This window comes from Candidatus Symbiopectobacterium sp. NZEC127, assembly GCF_025962675.1.
Taxonomy (GTDB): Bacteria; Pseudomonadota; Gammaproteobacteria; order Enterobacterales; family Enterobacteriaceae; genus Symbiopectobacterium.
Map to the genome: position 1 here is coordinate 662072 of NZ_JAGFPG010000001.1, position 18563 is coordinate 680634.

General features: G+C 50.9%; 17 protein-coding genes and 1 other annotated feature. Of the genes, 16 read left to right on the plus strand and 1 reads right to left on the minus strand.

The genetic code is table 11. The annotated features are described in order from the left end of the window. Positions 1-449 precede the first annotated feature (449 nt). The 10 genes from J5069_RS03130 (at position 450) to J5069_RS03175 (ending at position 13031) form a co-directional block, all read left to right on the plus strand. The gene (locus J5069_RS03130; RefSeq protein WP_264642481.1) at positions 450-2621 is read left to right on the plus strand and encodes a putative bifunctional diguanylate cyclase/phosphodiesterase; all 2172 of its coding nucleotides are present in this window, start codon (positions 450-452) and stop codon (positions 2619-2621) included. Between the two features lie 108 nt (positions 2622-2729). Then, positions 2730-4457 carry a sensor histidine kinase gene (locus J5069_RS03135; RefSeq protein WP_264642482.1) on the plus strand — a complete coding sequence of 576 codons (1728 nt, stop codon included), beginning with the start codon at positions 2730-2732 and terminating at the stop codon, positions 4455-4457. Further along, the gene (locus J5069_RS03140; RefSeq protein WP_264642484.1) at positions 4454-5203 is read left to right on the plus strand and encodes a LytR/AlgR family response regulator transcription factor; all 750 of its coding nucleotides are present in this window, start codon (positions 4454-4456) and stop codon (positions 5201-5203) included. The genes J5069_RS03135 and J5069_RS03140 overlap by 4 nt, the downstream gene beginning before the upstream one ends. Before the next feature lie 176 nt (positions 5204-5379). Beyond that, the gene (locus tag J5069_RS03145; RefSeq protein ID WP_264642485.1) at positions 5380-6606 is read left to right on the plus strand and encodes an OFA family MFS transporter; all 1227 of its coding nucleotides are present in this window, start codon (positions 5380-5382) and stop codon (positions 6604-6606) included. A gap of 271 nt (positions 6607-6877) precedes the next feature. Further along, the gene (htpX, locus tag J5069_RS03150; RefSeq protein ID WP_264642486.1) at positions 6878-7759 is read left to right on the plus strand and encodes a protease HtpX; all 882 of its coding nucleotides are present in this window, start codon (positions 6878-6880) and stop codon (positions 7757-7759) included. 301 nt (positions 7760-8060) lie between these two features. Further along, on the plus strand, positions 8061-9227 hold the full coding sequence (ogl, locus tag J5069_RS03155; RefSeq protein ID WP_264642487.1) for an oligogalacturonate lyase: 1167 nt from the start codon (positions 8061-8063) through the stop codon (positions 9225-9227). A gap of 336 nt (positions 9228-9563) precedes the next feature. Next, entirely contained in the window at positions 9564-10355 is a 792-nt protein-coding gene (gene kdgR, locus J5069_RS03160) for a DNA-binding transcriptional regulator KdgR (protein ID WP_264642488.1), read from the plus strand. Positions 10356-10436: 81 nt separating this feature from the next. Continuing rightward, a complete protein-coding gene (locus J5069_RS03165) occupies positions 10437-11165 on the plus strand; it encodes a GNAT family N-acetyltransferase (RefSeq protein ID WP_264642489.1) in 729 nt (242 codons plus the stop codon). Positions 11166-11275: 110 nt separating this feature from the next. Continuing rightward, positions 11276-11518, plus strand: coding sequence for a YebO family protein (locus J5069_RS03170; protein ID WP_264643711.1), 243 nt, complete (start codon positions 11276-11278; stop codon positions 11516-11518). A 130-nt stretch (positions 11519-11648) separates the two neighbouring features. Further along, entirely contained in the window at positions 11649-13031 is a 1383-nt protein-coding gene (locus tag J5069_RS03175) for an amino acid permease (RefSeq protein WP_264643712.1), read from the plus strand. A 72-nt stretch (positions 13032-13103) separates the two neighbouring features. Here the strand turns inward: J5069_RS03175 and J5069_RS03180 are convergent, their stop codons facing one another. After that, positions 13104-13538, minus strand: coding sequence for an FMN-binding protein (locus J5069_RS03180; RefSeq protein WP_264642491.1), 435 nt, complete (start codon positions 13536-13538; stop codon positions 13104-13106). 448 nt (positions 13539-13986) lie between these two features. Here J5069_RS03180 and thrS point away from each other — a divergent pair, with 448 nt between their 5' ends. The 6 genes from thrS to pheS all read left to right on the plus strand — a co-directional run bounded on the left by thrS (position 13987) and on the right by pheS (position 18556). Beyond that, complete coding sequence (gene thrS / locus J5069_RS03185) at positions 13987-15915, plus strand: threonine--tRNA ligase (protein WP_264642492.1); 1929 nt, start codon at positions 13987-13989, stop codon at positions 15913-15915. 3 nt (positions 15916-15918) lie between these two features. After that, on the plus strand, positions 15919-16461 hold the full coding sequence (gene infC / locus J5069_RS03190) for a translation initiation factor IF-3 (protein WP_222161056.1): 543 nt from the start codon (positions 15919-15921) through the stop codon (positions 16459-16461). Positions 16462-16558: 97 nt separating this feature from the next. Beyond that, the gene (gene rpmI / locus J5069_RS03195; protein ID WP_222160781.1) at positions 16559-16756 is read left to right on the plus strand and encodes a 50S ribosomal protein L35; all 198 of its coding nucleotides are present in this window, start codon (positions 16559-16561) and stop codon (positions 16754-16756) included. Between the two features lie 42 nt (positions 16757-16798). Then, positions 16799-17155, plus strand: coding sequence for a 50S ribosomal protein L20 (rplT, locus tag J5069_RS03200; RefSeq protein ID WP_009112987.1), 357 nt, complete (start codon positions 16799-16801; stop codon positions 17153-17155). Between the two features lie 237 nt (positions 17156-17392). After that, positions 17393-17517, plus strand: a sequence feature (Phe leader region). Further along, positions 17398-17442, plus strand: a complete 45-nt coding sequence (pheM, locus tag J5069_RS03205) for a pheST operon leader peptide PheM (protein ID WP_195313495.1) — start codon at positions 17398-17400, stop codon at positions 17440-17442. It overlaps the preceding feature by 45 nt. A gap of 55 nt (positions 17518-17572) precedes the next feature. Further along, a complete protein-coding gene (gene pheS, locus J5069_RS03210) occupies positions 17573-18556 on the plus strand; it encodes a phenylalanine--tRNA ligase subunit alpha (RefSeq protein WP_264642493.1) in 984 nt (327 codons plus the stop codon). Positions 18557-18563: the final 7 nt, after the last annotated feature.

The following is an 18563-nucleotide window of genomic DNA, read 5'->3' on the forward strand; positions in this document are numbered from 1 at the left end:
CGCCTAAGAAATAGGTTACGTACTATTATTATTAAGCGTTCTCCTCTGTACCGACAATCGCTGCGCCCCTCATCAAAGGTAAGACCAATACCTTGAGTCACACCCCGTGGTGTGATGCTAATCACGCCTCACGGATGCCAACGTTGCCAAGGGCATGCGATGTTTCTTAATTTTGTTGGTTTCTGCAACGGAGCAAACAAAACGCAGCCATACTATTAATACGTGAACAGATTTTTAGGCATTTCTGCTACGCTTGAAAACAAGGTTTTGCTAACCAACGTTTAGCAACGGGGTAGGCAATCAGCAAGCAGAGTGTGGCTTGAATGCTGGATGGCTCACGATTTCCCGTATCCTTGTGAATTGAAAACACCTGTTTTATCTGCACCTGTTAGCCAGGCACTGCATCATTATCTCAAAGTTATGAACATCGGTAGCGTAGAGGGCACTGTATGAGCCAGGCACCAAGACTAAAAGATGAGGCAAAACGCTTGGCTGCTCTGAGCGAATATGGCATCGATCATGGTCTTAGCGATCCCGGTTTGAATAATTTGCTCAATTTGGCAGCAAATGTATTTAACGTCCCCATCGTGCTGGTATCCCTGATTGAAGAACAGCGTCAGTTACTGGCTGCTGGCTTGGGGATATCGGTTTGTGAAACGTCGCGTGAAGCCTCTTTTTGCGCACATGCCATTTTGCGGCGCAAGATCATGGTCATTCCCGATGCCCGACTCGATGCGCGCTTTAAAGATAATCCCATGGTGACCGGAACGCCCCATATCCGTTTCTATGCGGGGATACCGTTACGCACGCTATCAGGTTATGCTATTGGGACATTGTGCATCATTGACCTTAAACCCCGGCGTACGCTGAGCGCCCGAGACGAACATAACATGCAGGATTTAGCCGCACTGGTAATGGACAGACTGGAAATGCGGCGACTTGAATTGGCGCGAAACGCCAGTCAGGTTCGCTTTGAGAATATTGCCAACACCTCACCAGACTCAATTATCTGTGTGAATGATAAGGGAATTATCACATTTTGGAATGCGTCAGCGGAGAAAATGCTCGAATATTCTCGTGCGCAAATTACTGGCAATAACATCGATACGATTGTTCCCAAGGCTTTTATCGAAAAATTCAACGCCGTGGTGAGTGACAAGGAAGCGCTCATCAAAGGTGTCACCGTTGAGCTGAACGTTCAAAGTCGCAGTGGTGCCCTGATTCCGGTAGAACTTTCTGTCTCCATGTGGGCAGATGACTTTACGGTAAGCTACGGGGCTATTCTGCGCGATATCACTGAGCGGCGACGCAATGAAGAGCGCTTGTTTTTGTTGGCGCACATGGACCCGCTGACAGGGTTGGCAAACCGAACGCTATTGACCTCCAGTCTGGAGCAGGCGTTGAAAGATGAACCGGCCATCTGTGTCATGATGGTCGATCTGGACGGCTTCAAAGATGTGAACGACAGCCTTGGGCACGCTCGGGGTGATGAAATCCTGGTCAGCGTCGCGAAGAAGATACAGTCCAGCGTGCGCGCAGGGGATCTCGTGGCGAGGATGGGCGGCGACGAATTTGCCGTGTTGCTGCCCGGCGTCAGTGATTTCAAACTCGCGGCCGAGACAGCGGAGCGCATTATCCAGGAAATTTCGCAGGCGATGATCGTGGAGGAACACCAGATCAACATCAGCGCCAGCGTTGGTATGGTGCTTTACCCGATGCATGGCATCACTGCACAGGATTTGCTGACCAGCGCCGATTTGGCGCTCTATCAGGCGAAAGCGGAAGGGCGCAACTGCCACCGTTTCTTTACGCGCGAAATGCGCGAAATCTTTCAAGCCAAGCACGCATTTCAACTCGAGTTCATCCGCGCCTACGAGCAGAGTGAATTTGAAGTTTTTTATCAACCTCAAGTCAATTTGATCACCAATGAAATTATCGGCGCCGAGGCATTATTACGCTGGCGGCATCCGCAAAAAGGGTTACTGGGGCCCGGCGCGTTTTTAGCGGCGCTGGAACGCGGCCCTTGGGCTGAACGTATCGGCGACTGGGTGGTTGAAACCGCGTGTCGTCAAGCGGCGGAGTGGTGTGAAGCCGGGGCCAAAAATTTCCGTATCAGTATTAATTTGTTCAGCGCCCAGTTCCGTTCTGGCACCCTGGCGCAAAAGATCGAGCAGGTGCTGACGCGCACAGGGCTTGATGCGGGTTCGCTGGAGTTGGAAATTACGGAAAACATCATCTTGCGCTATGACGAAAACATGTTGCAGCCGTTGAAAGTGCTGCGGGATGCGGGGATTGGTATTGCTTTTGATGATTATGGCACCGGCTATGCCTCGTTGAGCATGTTGAAGAATTATCCGGTAACCCGGCTCAAAATCGATCAGACCTTTGTGCGCGCCATGTGCGATTCTCCGCCGGATGCGGCGATCGTGCGTGCCATTCTTTATTTAGGCAAAAGCTTTGGCCTTAACGTCATTGCCGAAGGCGTAGAGACCATGGAGCAATGCGAGCGCCTGCGCAATAAAGGCTGTGAAGAGGCGCAGGGATACCTGTTTGGTCACCCGATGATGGCAGAGGATTTTACTCAGCAGTTACGCGCCCAGATGGCCTCGGAATCCCGCTAACACCCTATATCTCCGTTATTCAGCCCGCCACCCTAAACAAAAAATGGAATATAGATCACATTTTTTTTATAGTGGTGGGCTTGTGCTGCGTGAGATGTGGGATGGGTTGTGCACGAAATCTTCGAAATGTTACTGGCAGTGTTTGAACGCGCCGCGTTAATGTTGATTTGCCTGTTTTTTTTAACGCGAACGCGGCAATTCCGTCAATTACTGCAAAAAGAAGATCACTCCCTACGCGAGCGCGCAGCGGTCACCGCTATCTTCTCCTTGTTTGCGCTGTTTGGCACCTATTCGGGTATCAACGTCGAAGGCTCCCTGGTGAACGTCAGGGTGATTGCGGTGATGTCGGGCGGGATTCTGTTTGGCCCGTGGGTGGGTATCGCTACCGGTACCGTTGCCGGTGTGCACCGCTATCTGATTGATATCAATGGAATCACTTCTGTCCCGTGTCTGATAACCAGCATTATTGCGGGCATTACCGCAGGCTACATCAATCGCAAGGTGAAGAAAGAGAAACAGTGGAGCATCGGTATTTTTGGCGGCATGATGTGCGAGTCGCTGACGATGCTGCTGGTAGTGCTGTGGGCCACGCCGACGGCGCTGGGATTGGATATCGTCTCCAAGATTGCGGTGCCGATGATTACCGGTTCTGTCTGCATTGGGCTGATTGTGTTGCTGGTGCAGAGTGTGGCGAATGAAAAAGAGGTGATCGCCGCACGACAAGCGAAACTGGCATTGGATATTGCCCATAAAACGCTGCCTTATTTTCGCAATATCAACAGCCATTCACTGGCAGCGATCTGTCGTATTATTCGCACCGAGATCAATGCCGATGCGGTGGCAATGACCAATACGCAGCATATTCTGGCCTATGTCGGCGTCGGGGAAGAAAAATACAATATTGGTCATGACATTATTAGTCCGATGACCCAGCAGGTGATTCACGACGGCAAAATCATCATTAAAAATAATGATGAACAACATCTGACGCCGGAAATCCATTCGATGATTGTTATTCCGTTGCTTGAGCATGGGCAGGTGACGGGTACGCTAAAAATTTATTATCGCCATGCGCACAGAATCACTTATTCCTTGCAGGTGATGGCCGTTGGTTTGTCACAGCTGATGTCAACCCAGATCGAGGTTTCGCGCACCGAGCAACTGCGCGATATGGCCAATAAGGCGGAACTGAGAGCCTTACAGAGTAAAATTAACCCTCACTTTCTCTTTAATGCGTTAAATGCCATTTCATCGTCGATCCGTATTAATCCCGATACCGCACGTCAGTTGGTGATCAATTTGTCACGCTATCTGCGTTACAACCTTGAGTTGAACGACGACGCGTTGATTGATGTGAAAAAAGAGCTTTACCAGATTCGTGATTATATTGCCATTGAGCAGGCGCGCTTTGGTGCCAAGCTCACGGTGATCTATGACATTGACGACGATCTGGCGTATCAAATTCCCAGTCTGTTGATTCAGCCGCTGGTGGAAAATGCCATTGTGCACGGCATTCAGCCCTGCCGCGGCAAGGGCACGGTGGTGATAGCGGTAAAGGATCAGGGGGAACGGTTGCGCGTGGCCGTCACCGATACCGGGCACGGTATCGATCAGCAAACGATTGAGCGTGTGGCGCGCAATGAGGTACCCGGTAATAAAATCGGCCTGCTTAACGTGCATCACCGTGTGCGCTTGCTTTACGGCGATGGTCTGCACATTCGCAGATTGGAGCCGGGCACGGAAATTGTCTTTTATATCCCTCGCGTGGCCGACTCTGCGCGTATGGTGCCAGAAAATAATGTGATGGCCGCGCTGGTCACAGGAGATAAGCGGTGAAAGCCATTATTGTTGAAGACGAATTCCTGGCGCAGGAAGAACTCAATTATCTGATTCGCCAGCACAGTGACATCGAGATCGTAGCGACGTTTGACGATGGTATGGATGTGCTGAAATACCTGCAACAGAACGATGTCGATGCCATTTTTCTTGATATCAATATTCCATCGCTCAACGGCGTGTTTCTCGCGCAAAACATCAGCAAGTTTGCGCAAAAGCCGTACATCATATTTATCACCGCATATAAAGAACACGCGGTTGAAGCCTTTGAAGTGGATGCCTTTGACTATATTCTCAAGCCCTATCATGAGGCGCGCATCGTCACCATGCTGCAAAAGCTGGAAAATGCCTGGCAGCAACGGCAATCTGCGCCGGCGCTGGAAAATACCAGTGCCACTACTGCGCCGCGCAATGGGCAACACACCATCAACCTGATGAAAGATGAGCGCATTATTGTTACCGACATCAATCAAATCTATTACGCCGCTGCGCAGGAAAAAGTGACGTTGGTCTATACCCGGCGTGAAACGTTTGTCATGCCGATGAACATTACAGAATTTTGTAGCCGGTTACCGGAAGAGGTGTTCTTTCGCTGCCATCGTTCTTACTGCGTCAACCTGACGAAAATCCGCGAAATCGTTCCCTGGTTCAATAACACCTACATCCTGCGGTTGCACGAGTTGGAATTTGAAGTGCCCGTGAGTCGCAGTAAGGTAAAAACCTTCCGTGCATTGATGCGTCTGTAACGGCATTTCATTCCGTTCTGACGGCATCTCATTCCCGATTCGATCTTTTCACCTCATGCCGCTTGTAGACTGGCCCCAACACGTAAGCGGGTGGTCCAGGGTGCAGGCACCATTGCCCATTTTGCTTACCTTCTTTGATGTTCCTTCAGGGAACCGTTTTACTAAGAGGTCGGCCTATGAATGCCAAACCAACACGTCGCGGCCAGATCGTACTGGGTACGATCATCGCGCAAATGGGGCTGGGAACTATTTACACCTGGAGTCTGTTTAACCAACCGCTGGTCGACATTTTTGGCTGGTCACTCAGCGCCGTGGCAACGACGTTTTCCATCACCAGTTTCAGTCTGGCGTTTGCGACGCTGTTTGCCGGTAAATTGCAGGAGCGTGTTGGCATCCGGCGCTTAACGTTATGCGCCGGTATCGTGCTGGGCCTGGGGTTAATGGCAAGTTCAGGCGTGACCTCCTTGCTGGGGATGTACTTGCTGATGGGCGTGGTGGTTGGCTTTGCCGATGGCACCGCGTATATCACCACGCTGTCTAACCTGATCAAATGGTTCCCTGAACGTAAAGGGTTGATTGCCGGTATTTCTGTGGGAGCATTTGGTACCGGGAGCCTGATATTCAAATACATCAACAGCTTTCTGATCGCAGAAGTGGGTGCATCGCATGCCTTTTTCTATTGGGGACTGATGGCGATGATCATGATCGGACTGGGTAGCACGTTGCTGAAAGAGCCGCCAACGCATGCTGCCAATGGAAAAACGGCAATCACCTACGGTACGCGTGATTTTACTCTGAGCGAAATGCTGGGCACCAAAGAAGCTTATCTGCTGTTTGTGATCTTCTTCACGGCGTGCATGAGCGGCTTGTATCTGATTGGCGTGGTAAAAGATATCGGAGTGGAAATGGCCGGTATGGATAGACAAATGGCGGCTAACGCCGTGTCAGCCATCGCTATTTTCAACACGGTAGGGCGCATCGTACTGGGAGCCATGTCAGATAAGGTCGGTCGCCTGCGTGTCGTCAGCGGGACGCTGCTGGTTACCGCACTGGCGGTAACGGTTATGGCCTTCCTGCCGCTGTCACCGGTGCTGTTTTTCATCTGTGTCAGTGCCATTGCCTTCTGTTTTGGCGGCAATATCACCGTGTTCCCGGCGATTGTCGGCGACTTCTTCGGTCTGCAACATCACAGTAAAAACTATGGCGTCATCTATCAGGGATTTGGTATCGGTGCACTGTCTGGCTCTTTCATCGCGGCACGCCTGGGTGGTTTTCACGCCACATTTATTGCGATTGCGGTGCTGTCGGTGCTATCGCTGCTGATTGCGCTGTGGATCAAACCGCCCAAGTACACCCGCACACAGCCCGATATGCCAGCAACAGTGGCGCATGCTCGCGGATAATACGCTGTACTAACGACACAAATGCCTTATTATGCAGAGCCCCTGGGTTGTACCCGGGGGCTTTTTTATGGCGCGCGTTCACGGGTATGCGACGGGCGTTGTCAGCGGCTGAACGCTTGCATAGCGCGTTGATGCGAGCAAGGTTGTTGCAAAATGTAAAGTTATGTCGTTTTAGCGATAGGAAGATTAAGAATGCTTGAAAACGGCGTGATAACCCATACCATCGTGTTGTGAATGACGTTAATCCCTTTAGAGAGGAAATCAGACTGTTATGATGCGTATTGCGCTTTTCCTGATCACCAACCTGGCGGTGATGTTGGTTTTCGGGCTGGTTCTCAGCCTGACGGGAATTCGGTCCAGCAGTGTCCAGGGGCTTATGATCATGGCTGGCCTGTTTGGCTTTGGTGGTGCGTTCGTTTCACTGCTGATGTCCAAATGGATGGCTCTGCGCTCGGTGGGCGGTGAAGTGATCGAGCAGCCGCGTAATGAAACGGAGCGTTGGTTGCTTGAAACCGTGCGGGCGCAATCGCAGCAGGCGGGCATTGCGATGCCGCAGGTTGCTATTTATCACGCGCCTGATATCAACGCCTTCGCGACCGGTGCACGGCGTGATGCGTCGCTGGTGGCGGTCAGTACCGGTTTGCTGCAAAACATGAGCCGTGATGAAGCCGAAGCGGTCATTGCCCACGAAATCAGCCACGTGGCGAACGGTGATATGGTCACCATGACGCTGATTCAAGGCATTGTGAACACCTTTGTTATCTTCATCTCGCGCCTGATCGCTCAGGTGGCATCCGGTTTCCTCTCTGGCAACCGCGATGAAGGTGAAAGCAGCAACGGTAACCCGCTGGTCTATTTTGCCGTGGCGACGGTGCTGGAACTGGTGTTTGGTATTCTGGCCAGCATTATCACCATGTGGTTCTCCCGCTACCGCGAATTCCATGCGGATGCCGGATCGGCGAAACTGGTGGGCCGTGAGAAGATGATTGCCGCGTTGCAGCGTTTGAAAACCAGCTACGAACCCCAGGAACAAGGCAACATGATGGCGTTTTGCATCAACGGCAAATCAAAATCTTTCAGTGAGTTATTTATGTCGCACCCGCCGTTGGATAAACGCATCGAAGCGCTGCGCAGCGGTGCTTATCTGAAATAAAACTTCCGCAAAAACAAACCATTCCACAACAGGGAGTCCATTACGGGCTCCCTGTCTGCAATAACGTGTTATCCTCTATACCTCTGTCTTGATAGCATAAATTCCTTTTTTACTGGGAAAACAGGGGATGAAAATCAGGAGAATGTTTCATAAAATAAAACCGTGATCACGGAAAAATGAAACATTGTTTCTATAATGCTGGTATTACAGATCTATCGCATCAGGGTGGCTGTAAGTCGCAAGACTTGTGTCATCTGCTGGTGCTAGCCGTATTCTTTTCGATATGTTCTAAGGATTTACGATGGCCAAAGGCAAAAAGATTCCCCTCTCGTTTCATACCTATCAAGACGCAGCAACCGGCACCGAAGTGGTGCGTTTAACGCCTCCCGATGTTATTTGCCATCGCAACTATTTCTACCAGAAGTGCTTCTCCAATGATGGAAGCAAACTGTTGTTTGGCGGCGCGTTTGATGGTCCCTGGAACTACTACCTGCTGGATCTGAACACGCAGGAAGCCACACAGCTGACGGAAGGCCAGGGCGACAACACCTTCGGTGGTTTCATGTCTCCTGAAGATGACGCGTTGTATTATGTGAAGAACACCCGCAACCTGATGCGTGTCGATCTGAACACCCTGGAAGAAACCACGATTTATCAAGTACCGGATGAGTGGGTAGGTTACGGTACCTGGGTTGCCAACTCCGATTGCACCAAGATGGTGGGGATCGAGATCAAGAAAGAAGACTGGCAGCCGCTGACTGACTGGAAAAAATTCCAGGAGTTCTATTTCACCAACCCGTGCTGCCGCCTGATCCGTATCGATCTGAAAACCGGCGAAGCGCAAACTATTCTGCAAGAAAAACGCTGGCTGGGTCACCCGATTTATCGTCCGGGCGACGACAACACCGTCGCGTTCTGTCATGAAGGTCCGCACGACCTGGTTGATGCCCGTATGTGGTTCATCAATGAAGACGGCAGCAACATGCGTAAAGTCAAAGAGCATGCGGAAGGTGAAAGCTGCACGCACGAATTCTGGGTGCCGGATGGCTCTGCCATGATCTATGTGTCCTACCTGAAAGATGACACCAACCGTTATATCCGCAGCATCAACCCGGTTACGCTGGAAGATACGCAACTGCGCGTGATGCCGCCATGTTCTCACCTGATGAGTAACTATGATGGCACACTGTTGGTTGGTGACGGTTCCGATGCACCGGTTGATGTACAAGATGACGGCGGTTACAAAATCGAAAACGATCCGTTCCTGTATGTGTTCAACCTGCAAACCGGTAAAGAACACCGCGTTGCGCAGCACAACACATCGTGGAAAGTGTTGGAAGGCGACCGTCAGGTAACGCACCCGCACCCGTCCTTCACGCCGGATAATAAACGCATCCTGTTTACCTCGGATGTGGATGGCAAACCAGCCCTTTATCTTGCCGCCGTACCTGATTCAGTTTGGAAGTAAGCCCAGAACCCCATCCCGGCAACGGAATGGGGTTTCTTCTATTCGTCACCGAGCTATCGGTGATGAATAGAATAATCCCTGACTATTTCGCGTTACAGTAAAGTCGCCAGCGTGCGAACGAGGTCCGATTAGCTTGCAGAGATAAGTGATCCGGGCAAGCGAGCGTCGCTAACGCGACTGTAGTGTGAAGTATGACGGGTATAATAACTTTAATAATAAGCAAGTCCCTTGATTATCGTTATTGTTCCATTGCCATAATCAGCGTGTTCCCTTTATACTAAAACCATCGTTCTATTTTTTTTAAAACAAAAAAAACTGAGTAGGGTACCCAAAAAAATGGCTATTGCAGATTTAGATAAACAGCCCGATTCCGTGTCGTCCGTTTTGAAAGTTTTTGGTATTTTGCAGGCATTAGGTGAGGAAAGAGAGATCGGTATTACAGAACTCTCTCAGCGCGTCATGATGTCTAAAAGTACAGTGTACCGTTTTTTGCAAACGATGAAGTCCTTGGGATATGTCGCGCAGGAAGGCGAATCCGAGAAATATTCATTAACGCTCAAGTTGTTCGAACTGGGCGCCAAGGCGTTGCAAAACGTAGATTTGATCCGTAGTGCTGATATTCAGATGCGCGAATTGTCCACGCTGACGAAAGAAACTATCCACCTCGGTGCGTTGGATGAAGATGGTATCGTTTATATTCACAAGATCGATTCCATGTACAACCTGCGTATGTATTCTCGCATTGGTCGTCGCAACCCACTGCACAGTACCGCCATTGGTAAAGTGCTGCTGGCATGGCGCGATCGTGACGAAGTGGTTGAAATTCTGAGCAAAGTGGAATTCACCCGCAGCACGCCGCATACGGTGGGTAGCGCTGAGGAGTTGTTGCCTCTGCTTGATACCGTGCGCCTGCAAGGGTATGGGGAAGACAAGGAAGAACAGGAAGAAGGCTTGCGCTGTATTGCTGTGCCCGTCTTTGACCGTTTCGGCGTGGTGATTGCCGGATTGAGTATTTCATTCCCTACCATTCGCTTCGCTGAAGAGAGCATGCACGAATATGTTGCCATGTTGCATCACGCAGCAAAAAACATCTCTGAGCAGATGGGTTATCACGACTATCCGTTCTGAACCGTCTTGTGCTGAACAAACGGTTTCTTTTCAAAAAGCCTGCCTGACGGTGGGTTTTTTAACATCTGGAGGACGAGAATAATGGCTGAGCACCTGAACCGCTATGGGCAGCCTGTCGGCGCAGCGCTTCCTTTATGGTCAGCACGGGCATTCCCAGGGGGTATCACGCTCACCGGGCGTTTTTGTCGGATTGAGCCATTGAACGTGGCACAGCACCTCGATGCGCTTTATGCGGCACACGCCGCTGCGCCAGATGGCCGTGATTGGACCTATATGTTTGTTGGCCCGTTTGGTGACAAGGATGCGTTCCGTGCTTATCTGACCACAGCAGAGCAGCAACAGGATAGCCAATGCTATGTGGTTATCGACACACTCACCGATAACGCGGTGGGGACGTTCTCGTTAATGCGCGTTGATGTAAACCACGGCGTTATCGAAGTTGGCTCTGTCGCTTTTTCTTCGGCGTTAAAACGTACGCCACTTGCGACAGAAGCGCATTTTTTGCTGATGGGCTATGTCTTCGAACAGCTCAACTATCGTCGCTATGAGTGGAAATGCGATAGCCTGAATGCGCCGTCGCGCCGCGCTGCTTTGCGTTTGGGGTTTACCTTTGAGGGCATTTTCCGTCAGGCTATTGTTTATAAAGGGCGTACGCGTGATACCGCCTGGTTCTCCCTGCTGGATAATGAGTGGCCACAGCGCAAGTTGGATTTTATCGATTGGCTGGCACCGGGTAACTTCGATACTGAAGGAAAACAGATCCAATCGCTGGCCGATATCAGGCAGTCTCGGTTGAAAGGCGGTTCATGAGCAGGATGTAATAGGCGTGGGCGGCTACGAAGTGATAGTATGACCCGGATATGCTTGGGTTGAGAGGATGAGCTGGGGTTGTTGTGAATATTTTACAGATTGTTTTTATCATGTTGATGGTACTGTTTGCCGCGCTGGTTTGGTTTTTTGTCAATCGCGCCAGTGTCCGTGCCAATGAAAAGATCCGCCTGCTGCAAGAAATTTTGGAACAGCAGCGTCTTCAAACCGCGCTGCTCCAATCGCTAGCACCTGCCACTGCGGTTATCACACCGCCTGAGCCTGAAACCCTGTTGCACCCGGCGGCTGCACCCGCGCCAGAATTTGATGCGTTCAACGTTATTCCCGAACGCTAAGGCGGATTGCAACGGTTCGGCGCTCGTTTGCATTGCTTCTACATAGCGCACGCAACAATATAGCGCACGTGGCAAACGTGATGGCGTGCGTACAATAATCAAAAACAGCAAATGGAAAAGTGAACACAACATGGCGGTAGAGAGTGAGCTGGTGTTAAAACGGGGATTGAAGAATCGCCATATTCAATTAATCGCCCTCGGCGGTGCGATAGGGACGGGGCTGTTTTTAGGGATATCGCAGACCATTCAGATGGCGGGGCCATCCGTCCTGTTGGGATACGGTGTCGCGGGCATTATTGCCTTCCTGATCATGCGCCAGTTGGGCGAAATGGTGGTTGAAGAGCCGGTTGCTGGGTCGTTCAGCCATTTTGCCTATAAATATTGGGGCAGCTTTGCCGGTTTCCTTGCAGGCTGGAACTACTGGGCAATGTTTATCCTGGTGGGCATGGCTGAACTGACTGCCGTCGGGATCTACATTCAATATTGGTGGCCTGATGTGCCCACTTGGGTATCGGCAGCGGTATTTTTTATACTGATCAATGCGCTCAACCTGGTGAATGTGAAGGTGTATGGTGAAACTGAATTCTGGTTCGCCATCATCAAAGTCCTGGCAATCCTTGGCATGATTGGCTTTGGTGCCTGGTTACTGCTCAGCGGGCAGGGCGGAGAGCAGGCGACAGTACGCAATCTGTGGCAGCATGGCGGCTTTTTCCCCCACGGCGTCAATAGCCTGGTGATGGCGATGGCGGTGATCATGTTCTCATTCGGCGGGCTGGAGTTGGTCGGGATCACTGCCGCTGAAGCCGCCGATCCCAAGCGTTCCATTCCGCAAGCGACCAATCAGGTGGTCTACCGCATTCTGATCTTTTATATTGGCTCGCTTGGTATCCTGCTGTCACTCTATCCGTGGCAGAACGTGGTCAGCGGCGGCAGCCCGTTTGTGATGATTTTCCATGCGCTAGACAGTAACGCCATAGCCAATGTGTTGAATCTGGTGGTGTTGACTGCGGCATTGTCGGTATACAACAGTGGGGTGTACTGCAACAGTCGCATGCTGTTTGGCCTGGCGACTCAGGGAAATGCGCCGCGTTGGTTGTCACGCGTCAACGGCCGTGGTGTCCCGGTCCGTTCTATTGCGCTTTCCGCGCTGGCGACCTCCTTGGGTGTGCTGATTAACTATGTGATGCCGGGCAAGGCCTTTGAGCTTCTGATGGCGCTGGTGGTATCAACGCTGGTGATTAACTGGATCATGATTTGTGTGGCGCATCTGCGTTTCCGTCACGCGATGGATCAGCGCGGCGTGGTGACCCATTTCAAGGCGATTTTCTATCCTTATGGTAACTACCTGTGCTTGCTTTTCCTGGCAGCCATTCTGGTCATCATGCTGATGACGCCGGGTATTCGTATTTCTGTGCTGTTAATCCCGGTGTGGGTCGGCGTTATCTGGTTGGGTTTTTACCTGTCACTACGTCGTAAAGCGGCAGAAATGCTGGCGCATGGCGTGAAAGAATAGCAGGATTAAGCGGGTTCTCGCTTCATCGCCGGTGGCATAAGGTCGATACCGGCGATGAGGCGTTGTGAGGGGTTACTCGACTTTTGCTACGTCGGTTTTACCTGCTTTTGCATTGGCAATTGCCGCATTCGCGAGTACGACAAAATCTTCGCTGGAGTGGGTAGCACCGGTTACACCATCTACGTTTTCCGGATTCTGTTTTTCAACCAATCCCTGAGCGAGTTTGACCGTATACTCTTCTGGGTTCGCGCCCGTTGCCGCCTTCATCTTCTTGTTGTATTCCGCATCGGTGGTTTTCAGATGACCATCTTTCTGGCTGTTGTAGTCAAATTTTACGGCGGCAATCTTCCCGTCTTTGTAGGTCACTTCTACAAACGGTTTCCACCCTTTATCGTCGAAATTGACGGTTTCAGCGCGGTATGTCCCGTCTTTGATGGCGCCATCGGCAGCGTGGACACCCACAGCGAAAAGGCTCGCCACAACAATGGGTATGAACTTCATTTTCATGGTTTCATCCTCGATATTCTTATCAGTGTATGTGTGCGTAAATGTGTAAAGGAATCTGTCTGTTGGGGCCAATTTCAGGCACCAATAGTGGAGGAAGGTTACCGCTGACTTTAGTTAAATAAAGTGTTCTGCTTAACAAAACGACGTCATGACCATGATAATTGTAGGGCAATTTGTGATCGGTAAGACAAACGGGTATTGGTGGGCGGGAAAAATGCGGTTATTCCACACGCTAACGGACGCGGTAAGTGACTGGTTCATGCCCGCTAATGGTGGTAGCATAAAGTTTGTCACTCATCCCACGCCTCGTGGGATTTTGATTTTTGTGCCAGGTGTACCAATTTAACGACGGTTGGTTAGATGGTTACACAATGTTTTGAAAACTAAATGAATTCATTTTCGTATGTGATCTTTCGTGTGGGTCACCACTGCGAATAAGGGAACTAGAATGCCTGTTATTACGCTTCCTGATGGAAGTCAGCGTCAATACGATCGTGCCGTTTCTCCTCTTGATGTGGCACTGGATATTGGTCCGGGTCTGGCGAAAGCCTGTATCGCGGGCCGCGTCAACGGTGAACTGGTCGATGCCAGCGATCTGATCGACTCTGATGCGCAATTGGCGATTATTACCGCCAAGGATCAAGAGGGGCTGGAGATCCTGCGCCACTCTTGTGCGCATCTGTTGGGACACGCCATCAAGCAACTGTGGCCGGATACCAAAATGGCGATCGGCCCGGTCATCGATAATGGTTTTTACTATGACGTTGATTTGGATCGCACGCTGACGCAGGAAGATATCGATCTGCTTGAAAAGCGCATGCATGAACTGGCCGACAAAGATTACGACGTCATCAAGAAAAAGGTCAGTTGGCAGGAAGCGCGTGATGCCTTCGCCGCGCGCGGCGAGACCTATAAGGTCGCCATTCTGGATGAGAACATCAGCCACGACGATCGTCCCGGCCTGTATCACCATGAAGAATATGTCGACATGTGCCGTGGTCCGCATGTGCCCAATATGCGTTTCTGCCACCATTTCAAATTGCAGAAAACCTCGGGTGCCTACTGGCGCGGCGACAGCAAAAACAAAATGTTGCAGCGTATCTACGGTACCGCCTGGGCAGATAAAAAGCAGTTGGGTGCCTATTTGCAGCGTCTGGAAGAAGCCTCCAAGCGCGATCACCGCAAAATTGGCAAACAGCTCGACCTGTACCATATGCAGGAAGAAGCGCCGGGCATGGTGTTCTGGCACAACGACGGCTGGACGGTATTCCGCGAACTGGAAGCCTTTGTGCGCATGAAGCTCAAAGAGTACCAGTATCAGGAAGTGAAAGGGCCCTTTATGATGGACCGCGTGCTGTGGGAAAAAACCGGGCACTGGGAAAACTACAAAGAAGCCATGTTCACCACCTCGTCAGAGAACCGGGAATATTGCATCAAGCCGATGAACTGCCCGGGGCATGTGCAGATCTTTAATCAGGGTTTGAAATCATACCGTGATTTGCCGCTGCGCATGGCCGAATTCGGCAGCTGCCACCGTAACGAACCGTCGGGCTCCCTGCACGGGTTGATGCGTGTGCGCGGGTTTACGCAGGATGACGCCCATATCTTCTGTACCGAAGAACAGGTGCGTGCCGAAGTGAATAGCTGCATCAAGATGGTGTATGACATGTACAGCACCTTCGGCTTTGAAAAAATTGTGGTTAAACTTTCCACTCGCCCTGAAAAGCGCATCGGCAGCGATGAGATGTGGGATCGCGCTGAGCACGATTTGGCGGCGGCGCTGACCGAGAACGACATTCCGTTTGATTATCAGCCGGGTGAAGGGGCGTTCTATGGTCCGAAAATTGAATTTACTTTGCACGATTGTTTGGATCGCGCCTGGCAATGTGGTACGGTGCAGCTCGACTTTTCACTGCCGGGCCGTTTAAACGCCTCTTATGTGGGCGAAAGCAACGAGCGTCAGGTGCCGGTGATGATTCACCGCGCCATCTTGGGGTCCATGGAGCGCTTCATCGGTATTCTTACCGAGGAGTTCGCCGGATTCTTCCCAACCTGGTTGGCACCGGTGCAAGCTGTGGTGATGAATATCACCGACGGACAGTCCGAATATGTCAGTGAATTGACACGAAAACTGCAAGATGCAGGCATTCGTGTAAAAGCGGACTTGAGAAATGAGAAAATAGGCTTTAAAATCCGCGAGCACACTTTACGACGTGTTCCCTATATGCTTGTTTGCGGTGATAAAGAGGTGGAAGCGGGCAAAGTGGCCGTTCGCACCCGTCGCGGCAAAGATTTGGGAAGCATCGACGTTAACGAAGTGATCAAGCAGCTGCAACAAGAAATTCGCAGCCGTAGTCTTCATCAGTTGGAGGAATAAGGTATAAAAGGCGGAAAACGAGTTCAACCGGCGCGTCCTAATCGCATCAATAGAGAAATTCGCGCGCAAGAGGTACGTCTAACAGGCGTCGATGGCGAGCAGATTGGCATTGTCAGTCTGAATGAAGCGTTAGAGAAAGCCGAGGAAGCAGGTGTTGATTTAGTTGAAATCAGTCCTAACGCCGAGCCGCCGGTTTGCCGAATCATGGATTACGGCAAGTTCCTCTACGAGAAGAGTAAGGCCACCAAGGAACAGAAGAAGAAACAGAAAGTTATCCAGGTTAAGGAAATCAAATTCCGTCCTGGTACCGATGATGGCGACTATCAGGTCAAACTACGCAACCTGATTCGCTTTCTGGAAGACGGTGACAAGGCCAAAATCACTCTGCGTTTTCGTGGACGTGAAATGGCGCACCAACAGATTGGTATCGAAGTGCTTAACCGCGTTCGTGACGATCTGAGTGAACTGGCAGTGGTCGAATCCTTCCCTACGAAGATCGAAGGCCGCCAGATGATCATGGTGCTCGCACCGAAGAAGAAACAGTAAGGCATTCAAGTAATAGAACCCGTGCGGTGTCCGCATCGCGCGGGTTTTGTTCGCCTTAGCTGATTCGTTATATCAACAATGCGAAGTGGAAATTAACATGCCAAAAATCAAAACAGTACGTGGCGCCGCTAAACGCTTTAAAAAGACCGCCAAAGGTGGTTTTAAGCGTAAGCATGCTAACCTGCGTCATATTCTGACCAAAAAAGCGACTAAACGTAAACGTCATCTGCGTCCGAAGGGTATGGTCTCCAAAGGAGATCTGGGCCTCGTTATCGCATGTCTGCCGTACGCATAAGTAACCTTTTTGAATCAAGAATAAGACTTTAGGAGAGAGCATATGGCTCGCGTAAAACGTGGTGTGGTTGCTCGTGCACGTCACAAGAAAATTCTGAAACAAGCGAAAGGTTACTACGGTGCCCGTTCGCGCGTTTATCGTGTTGCCTTCCAGGCAGTAATCAAAGCTGGTCAGTACGCTTACCGCGACCGTCGTCAACGTAAACGTCAATTCCGCCAGCTGTGGATTGCACGTATCAATGCAGCAGCTCGCCAAAATGGCTTGTCTTACAGCAAATTCATCAATGGCCTGAAAAAAGCCTCTGTTGAAATCGACCGTAAGATCCTGGCTGATATCGCCGTATTCGACAAAGTGGCATTCTCTGCACTGGTTGAAAAAGCGAAAGCAGCCCTGGCGTAAGCCAGTGGAAAGAGGGAGCGCTGCTCCCTCTTTTCGTTTAGGGAGACGGCAGTGTGTCCTGACTGTCACAGTGAGCGATATCCATAACGGTTGTGATTGACTTTTTATTCGCGTCGATTTCCAATAAGACAGTGCCGTTGGTAGTAACATTTTTACCGTAAACGTGTCCGCCAGTAATGCTATTGGCGATAAACATCGACACTGGTGACGCGCAAGCGTATTGACATTAAGGTAACGCAAGTATGACTACTGCTATTTTCCGTTTCTTTTTTTACTTTAGCACCTGATCTCAGGAGGCTTTGCGCGTAAGAAAAGAAACGAAAAATAGCGCTTGAAGCCTCCCGCCGGGAGGCTTTTTTGTTTGCGTTTGGTTCTAATCATGATAACTGGCCATACAGGCAGAAGAAGAGGAATGCAATGCCACATCTCGCAGAGCTGGTAGCGAATGCCAGAACAGCCATAGACGCGGCTCAGGATATTGCGACGCTGGACAATGTGCGTGTCGAATACCTGGGCAAAAAGGGGCATTTGACCCTGCAAATGACATCGCTACGCGATTTGCCCGCAGATGAACGCCCTGCGGCGGGTGCGGTCATCAACCAGGCGAAGCAGGATGTGCAAGAAGCGCTGAACGTCCGCAAACAAACGTTGGAGTCGGCGGTGCTGAACGCCCGTCTGGCCGAAGAAACCATCGATGTTTCCCTGCCGGGACGCACCATGGAAAACGGCGGTTTGCATCCGGTCACGCGCACCATCGATCGTATCGAAACTTTCTTCGGTGAATTGGGTTTCTCGGTTGCCACCGGGCCGGAAATCGAAGATGCCTATTACAACTTCGATGCCTTGAATATTCCGGGGCACCACCCGGCGCGCGCTGACCATGATACCTTCTGGTTTGATGCCACGCGTTTGCTGCGTACCCAAACGTCCGGGGTGCAAATTCGCACCATGGAAAAACAGCAGCCGCCGATCCGCATTATCGCGCCAGGCCGCGTCTATCGTAACGACTACGACCAAACCCACACGCCAATGTTCCATCAAATGGAAGGGCTGATCGTGGATAAAAACATCAGCTTTACCAACCTGAAAGGCACGCTGCACGATTTCCTGCGTAACTTCTTCGAAGAAGATTTGCAGGTACGTTTCCGCCCGTCCTATTTCCCGTTTACTGAACCGTCCGCAGAAGTGGATGTGATGGGTAAAAATGGCAAATGGCTGGAAGTGTTAGGCTGCGGCATGGTGCACCCTAACGTATTGCGTAACGTGGGCATCGATCCGGAAGTGTACTCCGGTTTCGCGTTTGGCATGGGGATGGAGCGTTTGACCATGTTGCGCTATGGCGTAACCGATTTGCGCGCATTCTTCGAAAACGATCTTCGCTTCCTCAAACAGTTTAAGTAAGGCGGGT